10 protein-coding genes are annotated in these 10,741 nt (G+C 42.3%); 8 read left to right on the forward strand and 2 right to left on the reverse strand.

Features of this window, described 5'->3' with window-relative positions:
- Nucleotides 1-23 precede the first annotated feature (23 nt).
- Both L1272_RS18770 and deoC read right to left on the reverse strand, forming a co-directional pair.
- Nucleotides 24-524 (reverse strand): hypothetical protein, encoded by a 501-nt coding sequence (locus tag L1272_RS18770; RefSeq protein WP_058586658.1) that lies wholly within the window; start codon nt 522-524, stop codon nt 24-26.
- Nucleotides 514-1,257: a deoxyribose-phosphate aldolase gene (gene deoC, locus L1272_RS18775; protein WP_235374066.1), complete on the reverse strand. Its 744-nt coding sequence runs from the start codon at nt 1,255-1,257 to the stop codon at nt 514-516. The genes L1272_RS18770 and deoC overlap by 11 nt, the downstream gene beginning before the upstream one ends.
- A gap of 271 nt (nt 1,258-1,528) precedes the next feature.
- Here deoC and cysG point away from each other — a divergent pair, with 271 nt between their 5' ends.
- The 8 genes from cysG (at nt 1,529) to L1272_RS18815 (ending at nt 10,245) form a co-directional block, all read left to right on the forward strand.
- Nucleotides 1,529-2,950, forward strand: coding sequence for a siroheme synthase CysG (gene cysG / locus L1272_RS18780; RefSeq protein WP_235374067.1), 1,422 nt, complete (start codon nt 1,529-1,531; stop codon nt 2,948-2,950).
- Nucleotides 2,951-2,985: 35 nt separating this feature from the next.
- Entirely contained in the window at nt 2,986-3,885 is a 900-nt protein-coding gene (gene cysD, locus L1272_RS18785) for a sulfate adenylyltransferase subunit CysD (RefSeq protein WP_235374068.1), read from the forward strand.
- Nucleotides 3,885-5,309, forward strand: a complete 1,425-nt coding sequence (gene cysN / locus L1272_RS18790) for a sulfate adenylyltransferase subunit CysN (RefSeq protein WP_138618646.1) — start codon at nt 3,885-3,887, stop codon at nt 5,307-5,309. Before cysD ends, cysN begins: the two co-directional genes overlap by 1 nt.
- Nucleotides 5,310-5,341: 32 nt before the next feature.
- Nucleotides 5,342-7,069 carry an SLC13 family permease gene (locus L1272_RS18795; protein ID WP_054554819.1) on the forward strand — a complete coding sequence of 576 codons (1,728 nt, stop codon included), beginning with the start codon at nt 5,342-5,344 and terminating at the stop codon, nt 7,067-7,069.
- Between the two features lie 14 nt (nt 7,070-7,083).
- Complete coding sequence (gene cysC, locus L1272_RS18800; protein WP_054564010.1) at nt 7,084-7,680, forward strand: adenylyl-sulfate kinase; 597 nt, start codon at nt 7,084-7,086, stop codon at nt 7,678-7,680.
- 3 nt (nt 7,681-7,683) lie between these two features.
- Nucleotides 7,684-8,454, forward strand: a complete 771-nt coding sequence (gene cysQ, locus L1272_RS18805; RefSeq protein WP_194442956.1) for a 3'(2'),5'-bisphosphate nucleotidase CysQ — start codon at nt 7,684-7,686, stop codon at nt 8,452-8,454.
- A gap of 180 nt (nt 8,455-8,634) precedes the next feature.
- Complete coding sequence (locus L1272_RS18810; RefSeq protein ID WP_235374069.1) at nt 8,635-8,826, forward strand: hypothetical protein; 192 nt, start codon at nt 8,635-8,637, stop codon at nt 8,824-8,826.
- A gap of 153 nt (nt 8,827-8,979) precedes the next feature.
- Nucleotides 8,980-10,245, forward strand: coding sequence for an aromatic amino acid transport family protein (locus tag L1272_RS18815; protein WP_235374070.1), 1,266 nt, complete (start codon nt 8,980-8,982; stop codon nt 10,243-10,245).
- Nucleotides 10,246-10,741 lie beyond the last annotated feature (496 nt).

Genomic DNA, 10,741 nt, shown 5'->3' on the forward strand with positions numbered 1-10,741 from the left:
GCACTGGCTGTTTAAAACCTTAGTTATAAAATTTGTAATAGCTCACCACGATAAAAATCACATAACAACCAAATTTGTTGAAATGGATGATGCTTAGGCACATCAAGGTGAGTAAGTACTGACTTAAAATCATCAAGATGCCATATAGTACTAGCATTTCGAATTAATAACCAAGGCTGCGTAGACTCGTAGTGTTTCTTAGCTTTTTGTGCCAGCAAGCGATGTAAAGCACAGTGCAAACGCTCGTTACTGGGTGCTAAAGCCATTTCAGCAAGATCTCGTTGCATTGAGATAGACAGCGGCCGACCTAACACCGCCATTGCCTCTGTTTCGCTGGCATATAAATGTGCGACTTCAATATCAAGCCGTTCATCACCTTTATAACAACTCACGTCTGGCTTACTTGGCGTATTATGCCAAATATTACGCATACTCACGCCAAACTGCTTTTCGTAACAGCGCAAAAATAACTTTGCTGCGCCATGCTCGAGCGCTATTTTCTCTTGTTCACTTTCACGATTCATTTAATGTTGCATACACATCTTTTAATAACCCAGAAGCGCCAAAACGAAATAGCTCGGGTTGTAAGTACGCTTCACCCATAATTGATTCAGCTAGGGCTAAATACTCAGCAGCATCGGTGACTGTTCTGACCCCGCCCGCTGCTTTAAAACCAACCTTTTTACCACTCGTTTTTATAGTGTTTAACATGATGTCTGTTGCAGCTAGCGTTGCATTAACAGCCACTTTACCGGTACTGGTTTTAACGAAATCAGCGCCGCCATCAATTGCTAGCTTAGTTGCTGTTGCAATGAGATCATCGCTTAATTCGCCACTTTCGATAATAACTTTAAGTTGCGCTTGGCTGCCACATGCCTCTTTTGACGCTTTGACATACTCTAAAACTTTGCGCTCATCACCGGCAATAAGCGCTTTATAGGGGATCACTAAATCAATTTCATCAGCGCCGCGTTCAATGGCAAATAGGGTTTCATTTAACACTTGCTCTAACGATTGCTCCCCACTAGGAAAGTTAGTAACTGTAGCCACTTTGACTTGCTGTAGTTCGCGCTCAGCGAGAGCAAGCTTTGCATCGCTAACAAACTGGCTATACACACAGACCGCTGCAGGAATGCCTAACTTAGGCTCAATACTGGCAATCAAGTTATTAATGGTTTCTGTTGTGTCGCTGTCATTCAGAGTTGTTAAGTCCATCAGTGCCACCGCTTGGGCAGCGCTTGTTTGCATTTTAATCATAGCTCTTATAGTTGTGTTGCCATATTAGTGACCTATAGTAGCAAATTTTTATCATTCGGCTATAAATCATAACTAATCACCATAAGGCTGCTTATTTACTTGTAACTCGCCGCAATCCCTTGTTAACTAAGTCTTAAGCCAAAACAAACCACCTGGTATAACTTTTAGTTATATAAACTTGGTTTTAATTATTTTTTACTTTTTTTAGAGCACTATATTCTGCTTGCCTGCAATAAGCAGTTTCTTGATGTGTTTTAGGGGTGAGAACAAAGTGCAATATTTACCAATCTTTACCAAATTAGACGACAAACCTGTGCTGGTAGTCGGCGGTGGAGATGTTGCGTTACGCAAATGCCGCGCATTTTTAAAAGCACGTGCTCATGTGACGCTAGTCGCCCCTGAATTTTGTGATGAACTTCGAGAACTTGCTGAGAAAAGTGATGTAACACTCATTAACGACTTTTTCAAAGAACAGTATTTAGATCAGCAAATGCTGGTAATCGCTGCAACTGATATAGACAGCGTTAACAGAGATGTGTTCGAACTTGCTAATGCGCGCAATATTTTCGTTAATGTGGTGGATGATCAACCTAAGTGCAGCTTTATTTTTCCATCAATTGTTGACCGTGATCCAATCACTATTGCAATTTCAAGCGCAGGCACAGCGCCAGTATTAGCGCGTCGTTTACGTGAAAAACTCGAAACGCTTATTCCACAACATATTGGTCCACTCGCTACATTAGTTGGTAGCTTTCGTGACAAAGTAAAACAACGCTTTAAACACTTTGCCGATCGTCGCCAGTTTTGGGAAGGCGTATTTGATTCATCAGTTGTAAGTAAAGTGCAAGCGGGTAATACCGAAGCTGCAACAGCGCAGTTAGAGCAACTGTTAGATGCAAAGCCAGAGCCTGAAGGCGAAGTGTATGTTGTTGGTGCAGGCCCAGGTGACCCTGAGTTATTAACACTAAAAGCACTGCAGTTAATGCAACAAGCCGACGTAGTTGTATATGATTACTTGGTTTCTGATGAAATTATGGATTTAGTTCGCCGTGATGCAGACCTAGTTTGCGTAGGTAAACGTTTAGGCGATCATAGCGTGGCGCAAGAAGATACCAATCAGATGTTGGTCGATTTTGCCAAGCAAGGCAAAAAAGTATGCCGTATTAAAGGTGGCGATCCGTTTATTTATGGTCGTGGTGGTGAAGAAGTACAAGTTCTTGCCGCGAATAAAGTACGTTACCAAATCGTACCGGGTATTACTGCTGCTGCAGGCTGTAGCGCTTATGCCGGTATTCCACTTACTCACAGAGATCATGCGCAAGCCATTCAGTTTGTAACAGGTCACTGTAAAAAAGATGGTCAAGAATTAGATTGGCAGTCACTCGCCAAGCCAAATCAGACCTTAGCGATTTATATGGGCGTGATTAAATCACCACATATTCAAGCACAACTATTAAAACATGGCCGCGGTGCAGATACCCCCGTTGCCATTATCGAAAATGGCACACGTAAAGAACAACGTGTGGTAACAGGGCAATTAGGTGAGCTGGCCGACTTGATTTCGCGCCATAGCATTATTTCACCCGCCCTATTAATTATTGGTGAAGTTGCATCATTGCACCATCAGCTTGCATGGTTTGGTCAAACAGAACAAACCAGCAGCTTTGCCCAGCCAATTACTGGCGTAGCTTAATTTAACTTTTAATCATTTTAGTAGGACGACTAACAATGGCTTTTACACACCTTCAGCAATTAGAAGCTGAAAGTATCAAAATCATGCGCGAAGTTGCTGCTGAGTTTGAAAACCCGGTGATGCTTTACTCAATCGGTAAAGATTCATCTGTGTTATTACACTTAGCGCGTAAAGCGTTTTATCCAGCAAAGATCCCATTTCCACTTTTACACGTTGACACCAACTGGAAGTTTAAGGAAATGATCGCGTTTCGTGACCGCCTAGCTAAAGAGTATGGCTTTGATTTAATCGTCCACAAAAACCCTGAAGGGTTAGAGATTGATATCAATCCATTTGTTCACGGCTCGGCAAAGCACACCGACATCATGAAAACGCAAGGCTTAAAGCAAGCGTTAGATAAATACGGCTTTGATGCTGCGTTTGGTGGTGCACGTCGTGACGAAGAGAAATCACGTGCTAAAGAGCGTGTTTACTCATTCCGTGATAAACATCACAGATGGGATCCAAAAAACCAACGTCCAGAGCTTTGGAATACGTACAACAGCCAAGTTAACCCAGGTGAAAGCATTCGTGTATTCCCGTTATCTAACTGGACTGAGCTGGATATTTGGCAGTATATCTACCAAGAAAACATTGAAATGGTTCCTCTTTACCTTGCCAAAGAGCGCCCTGTTGTTGAGCGTAACGGCACGCTAATCATGGTTGATGATGAGCGTATGCCATTAGAAGAAGGCGAAGTACCGCAAATGAAGTCGGTACGTTTTCGTACTCTTGGTTGCTACCCACTAACAGGTGCTGTGGAATCAACAGCAGGTACCTTAACTGAAATTATCGAAGAAATGCTGCTTTCAACCTCTTCTGAGCGTGAAGGCCGCGTGATTGATCACGACTCTGCTGGTTCAATGGAAAAGAAAAAACGTGAGGGCTATTTCTAATGTCTAAAACAAACGACACGATTAATGAAGTAAGAGAGTTAGGCATCGACGCCTACCTTGCACGTCAACAAGACAAAAGCCTTTTACGCATGCTGACCTGTGGTAGTGTGGATGACGGTAAATCAACGCTGATTGGCCGCCTTTTACATGACAGTCACCAAATTTATGAAGACCAACTTGCAGCCCTGCATAAAGACAATGAAAAAGTCGGTAATGCCGGTGAAGAGCTTGATTTAGCACTTCTTGTAGATGGTCTGCAAGCTGAACGTGAGCAAGGTATTACCATTGACGTTGCTTATCGTTACTTCTCAACAGCAAAACGTAAGTTCATTATTGCTGATACGCCAGGACATGAGCAGTACACTCGCAACATGGTAACCGGCGCATCAACCAGTGATGTGGCGATTATCTTAGTTGACGCGCGTTACGGCGTACAAGTACAAACTAAGCGTCATAGCTTTATCTGTGACTCATTAGGTATAAAGCAGTTTGTTGTTGCTATCAACAAGATGGATATCGTCGATTTCGATGAAACCGTATACGAAAAAATCAAAGCCGACTACCTTAAGTTTGCAGATCAACTAAACGTTACTAATATCAAGTTTGTGCCTATGTCAGCACTAAAAGGTGACAACGTAGTTACACGCTCAGAGCACACACCTTATTACACAGATAAACCACTGCTTGAGTTACTTGAAGACTCACCAGCGGCTGAAATTGATAACGGTTTTGAAGCGCGTCTTCCGGTGCAATATGTGGTACGCCCTAACTTAGACTTCCGTGGCTTCCAAGGCACTCTAACGTCTGGCAAGTTCAGCGTGGGTGATGCTGTAAAAGTATTACCATCAGGTAAAAGCTCAAGCATCAAAGAGATTGTCACTTTCGATGGCAACTTAGATACCGCTGAAGCAGGCCAAGCAATCACTTTAACGTTAAACGACGAAATTGATATCAGCCGTGGCGATGTAATTGTACCAGCCGCTTCAAAAGCTGCTGTAACAAACCGTATTCAAGCTAAACTAGTATGGATGCATGAAGCACCGTTAGTATTAGGTAAAAGCTATAACTTTAAGTTAGGCAGCAAAAATACCTCGGCAGTGGTAAGAAAAATCGATCACACGATTGATGTAAATACCCTTGAGCATGGTCAAGCTGATTCATTACAACTTAACGAAATTGCAATTGTAACCTTAGAGCTTACAGAAACAATTTTGGCTGATGAGTACCACAATAATCATGAAACAGGTGCGTTTATCCTAATTGACCGCTTATCAAACCTAACCGTTGCGGCAGGTATGATTGAGCAATTACTTAGCACTGAAGAACAACAAAGTAGCTTTAGCGACTTTGAAGTTGAATTTAACGCTTTAGTACGCAAGCACTTCCCTCATTGGCAAGCGCTTGATATAACTAAGCTTAAATAACCACTATTCGCCTGTTATAGGAAGTAAAAAGCATGTATCAACAGCTGGTATTAACAGGCATTATGCTGGTATTAGTGGGGTGCCTTTTTGGCACTCGACTAAAACCTGCATGGTTATTTGTCGGCGCCATTGGTATTAGTTATTTAGCAGGGCTAATAAGCCTTGAAGATATGCTAATTAACTATGCAAACCCTTCTTTAATCACTCTTATTCTACTTGTACTCGTTTCGATAGCTGTAGAAAAAACCACGTTAGTGCAAAAGCTTGCTCAGTCTCTTTCGAAAGGCAGCCTGACAAGTTCGGTGACCAAGCTTGGTTTATCAACCGCCTTTTTATCATCATTTACCAATAATACTGCGGTAGTGGCATCGCTGATCAGTGCGATAAAAGAAAGCCCAACACATTCACCGTCTAAACTTTTATTGCCTTTATCATACACCGCCATTTTAGGTGGCACGATCACCCTGATTGGCACCTCAACCAATTTAATTGTTAATGGCTTTGCCGTTGAAGCGGGCATGGAGCCGCTTGGCTTTTTTGATTTTACCTTGATTGGCTTAGGCGCACTGAGCGTTGGCCTTATCACTATTTTAGTGATGCTCAAGTATTTACCAGATAACGGTAAAAACGACCAAGAAGTGGTGCCCTTTTACCTTGAAGGTAAAGTAGAAGCAGGCTCAAAACTTATTGGTAAAAGTGTTGAGGAAAATGGCCTTCGTGAATTAAAAGACTTGTTCTTAGCCGAAATAATCCGCGGTGACAAACGTATTTGTGCGGTTACCCCAAAACAAGTTATCAAAGAAGGTGACGTATTACTTTTTGTAGGTGATATAAAGTCAGTACCTCTGCTCACCCAATTTGACGGCTTAAAAGTTGTGCACGACAAACATGAGAAAGACGTTGAGCACTTAGTTGAAGTTGTTGTTAGCCATTCTTCAAAATACATTGGTAAAACAATTAAAGAAGTTCGCTTTCGTGAACAATTTCATGCTGCCGTTATTGCTATTCGCCGCGGCCATGACCGTTTACAAGGTGGTTTGGGTAAAGTTCAGTTGCAAGCTGGTGATTCGCTGATCCTAGCGCCTGGCAAAGAGTTTTACTCGCTACCTAATTTAAAACGTGAGTTCGTTTATATTTCAGGTCTTGATTTACAAACCCATTTAAAACCTAAGCAATCAAATATTGTGTTAGCAAGTTTTGCAGCCGTATTGGGGTTAAGTATTGTTGGCCTCGTTCCCTTAGTGAAAGGCCTACTCGTTCTTCTTATCGGTTTAATGCTAACGGGTACAATCAAGCTAAGTGAAGTAAAACGTCGTTTTCCAATTGAGTTACTCGCAGTAGTGGGTAGTGCTATTGGCCTTGCCAAACTCATGATAGGCACAGGCCTTGCCGGTGAAATTTCATCAGCCATGTTATACGTATTAGGTGATTTTGGGCCTTACGGGGCATTTATCGCAATATTCTTGATGACGGTTTTGTTTACCGAACTCATTACCAATAATGCCGCTGCCGCGCTTTCATTTCCGGTAGCGTATGCACTCGCCGTTGGTTTTGATGTATCACCGTTGCCTTTTATTATGGCTGTCGCATTTGGTGCATCAGCGAGTTTCATTTCGCCATTTGGTTATCAAACTAACTTGATGGTTTACAGCGCGGGAAATTACCGCCTTAAAGATTACATTGCCATGGGCTTACCTTTATCGATTATTTACTCGATTACGGTTTTAACACTCATACCACTGGTATTCCCATTTCAATAACGAGAGTAAATACAATGGATGAAAATATCGTTTGGCATAATTACGCCATTAGCAAATCACAGCGTAGTGAGCAAAAAAAGCATAAGCCTGCCATTTTATGGTTCACTGGTTTTTCAGGTTCAGGCAAAAGCACAGTTGCTAACGCACTAGAAAGCGCATTAAACCAGTTAGGCGTTCACACCTACCTACTCGATGGCGACAATGTGCGTCATGGCTTGTGTAAAGATCTTGGCTTTACAGATGAAGACCGCGTAGAAAACATTCGCCGCGTTGGTGAAACTGCAAAGCTAATGGTCGATGCTGGTCTTGTGGTATTAACCGCATTTATTTCGCCATTCCAAAGCGAACGCGATATGGTAAGAAACTTAGTAGAGGATGGTGAGTTTATTGAGGTATTTTTAGATACCCCGCTCGACGTGTGTGAAACACGCGACCCTAAAGGGCTTTATAAAAAAGCGCGCGCAGGTGAAATTAAGCACTTCACTGGTATCGACTCAGACTATCAAATCCCTACATCGCCAGAAATTAAAATCGATACCAGTAAAAACACCCTAGACCAATCGGTGCAAGAGCTGGTAGCGTATTTAAAACAACAGCAAATTATAGGTTAAGTCATGAATCAAACGGAACTGCTAGAAGAAATCTTACTCCTCGCACGCCAAGCCGGCAGTGCAATAATGGGGATTTACGAAAAGGACTTTAATGTTGAGTACAAAGCTGATGAAAGCCCAGTGACCGACGCCGACCTAGCAGCTCACAAAGTGATTGTGAATGGCTTACAACATCTTACCCCAGATGTACCAATTCTAAGCGAAGAAAGCGCTGATATTAGCTGGGATATTCGTCAAACTTGGCAACGCTACTGGTTAGTAGACCCAATTGATGGCACCAAAGAGTTCATCAAAAAGAATGGCGAGTTCACAGTGAACATTGCCTTGATTGAAAATGCTAAACCAGTATTAGCTGTTGTCGATGCACCGGCATTAGGTGTGTCGTATATTGCCGCAGAAGCAATTGGTGCCTTTAAAGATAAAGGTGATGAGCGCATTGAACTTAAGGTAACCCGTAAACCAAATAAAGGGCTTATCCGTGTTGTCGGCAGCCGTTCACACCCTTCTCCTGATCTAGCTGAATTTGTAAAACAGTTTGAAGATGTAGAAATGGTTTCAAAGGGCAGCTCGCTAAAACTTTGTCTTGTTGCCGAAGGTAGTGCTGATATATACCCACGCCTAGGCCCAACCTGTGAGTGGGATACCGGAGCAGGTCATGCGATTGCCGAAATAGCAGGCGCAACGGTTAGCAAACTCGATGGCAGCCCACTACTGTATAACAGTAAAGAAGAGTATCTGAATCCGTATTTTGTCGTATCGGCGTTACAGGACTAAAAGCGTTCCGTTAAATACCGTAGGCTGGCTGGGTAGAGCGTAGCGAAACCCAGCGTCTCCCCTGTCATCGCAAAAAAAATATCAAAATTTCATATTCCCTACTTTATGACCACAATCATCTAGCCAATAAGTCCTTGTTCCTATAGTATTTTGCTCTCTCAAACTCATAAAGGAATAACCATGACGACTGTTGAAAAAGCAATTGAATCTGGCTACGAGGCCCAAATTAGCGCACTTTATAAAGCCCTTTCACAAGGAGTGCTTGTCGCTAATGGCGATGAAAGTGAAATCACTGCAGCTGAGGCACGTTTTAAGAAAGGTTTAGCATTTGCCGCAGATATTAAAGCTCGCGCACTTGCAGCAGCAGAATAAATACCACAACTGGGCTTTATAAATAAGCCCAACTTTCTTCTTTTGTAAGTCTCTCCTTACAGCATAGTTATTTAAATACAACGCTAAAACATGCATTCTAAGTCGCTTTTCTATATGCTGCGCGACAATTATTATTCTAATAGTGGAGTGCTAATGAACACACATCAAGATGCTATGCCGTATGATGCATCGACAACAAGTAGTAACTCAAAATGGAATCTTCATGACACCCAATGGGTATTAAGTTTATTTGGCACCGCAGTCGGTGCAGGGATTTTATTCTTACCAATTAATATCGGTATCGGCGGATTTTGGCCTTTGATTATCATGGCATGCCTTGCCTTTCCGATGACTTACTTAGCTCACAGAGGCTTAGCCCGATTTGTTTTATCATCAAAACAGCCTAAAGCAGATTTTACCGATGTAGTAGAAGAACACTTTGGCATTAACACCGGGCGCTTAATCTCTTTACTGTATTTTCTCTCTATCTTCCCTATTTTACTTATTTACGGTGTAGGATTAACCAACACTGTTGATAGCTTTATCGTTAATCAACTAGGTATGGAATCACCACCACGCGTACTGTTATCTGGTGTACTCGTTGGCGGTATGATCAGTTTAATGCTTGGTGGCGAAGCACTGATGTTACGTGCTTTTGCAATCCTTGTTTATCCGCTTGTCGCTATCTTGTTTTTCTTATCGATTTACCTGATCCCAAGCTGGCAAATGCCAGATGTGTCTGTCCCTGAGTTTTCAGGCTTTATGAAAACACTTTGGTTATCAATACCTATCATTGTATTCTCATTTAGCCACGCAGCTGCGATCTCAAGCTTTGTGCATGTACAACGTGCTCACTACGGCAATAATGCTAAAATGAAGTCAGAAGCAATTCTAAAGCGTACTAGCCTACTATTAATCGTGTTTGTTTTACTGTTTGTATTCTCGTGTGTGCTGTCACTATCTACTGAACAAATGGTACAAGCAAAAGCTGATAACGTGTCTATCTTGTCATTCCTTGCCAATATTACAGATAACTCGTTTATTGCGACCTTAGGGCCATTAGTAGCCTTTATCGCGATTACATCTTCATTCTTAGGTCACTTCTTAGGTGCCCGTGAGAGCTTCAACGGCCTTGTTAGTAAGCAAGCCCATATGAACCCTAAACTCGTTGATAAGATTGGCACTGTTATCATGTTCTTTGCTATTTGGTATTGCTCAGTGATCAACCCAAGTATTTTAGACATGATGGATCAGCTGTCAGGCCCTATCATCGCCATGATCCTTTTCATCATGCCAATGATTGCCGTTTATAAAGTACCTAGCTTACACAAATACAGAAACCGCTTAAGCACACTGTTCGTATTAACAGTTGGCTCTCTAGCAGTATTTGCCCTTATCTACAGTATGGTTATTAAGTAATCTCATCATTACTAGATATAGAAGCCCAGCCAGGAAACCGGCTGGGCTTTTTTGTTAGCAACTGGAAAGTTGGAAGGCGTGGCGTAGGTTGGGTTGAGCGCAGCGAAACCCAACAGCGTGGTCATTCGTCATGCACAATGAAGAGATAAAGCTAATTAATAAAAGACGAATTAGCGCAAGGTGAAATAAGCCATTTTAGAGATCGCTAACCTGTTAGACCAGTAGAGATTTTAAGAGTTATTAACCATGGGTTATGAAGAGGGTTATATGGATTATGTTGGGTTTCGCTCCTCTCTACCCAACCTACCAGGCTGACCTTCTCATCTTGTAGGAATAGCCTTAGCCATGAATGTGTTTGTTATGGTCTAGATTCGGCACTGAAGTGCCTTATATGGACTCCTCCTATTGCACAATACCCTTCGTTAATTTTGTCAGACTGCGTGCTTATATGCGGGCTCATAATGAGGAGCTACCTCGGCCCTTTGATGTATTCGCG

Source organism: Pseudoalteromonas sp. PAST1 (genome assembly GCF_021532515.1).
GTDB lineage: Bacteria > Pseudomonadota > Gammaproteobacteria > Enterobacterales > Alteromonadaceae > Pseudoalteromonas > Pseudoalteromonas simplex.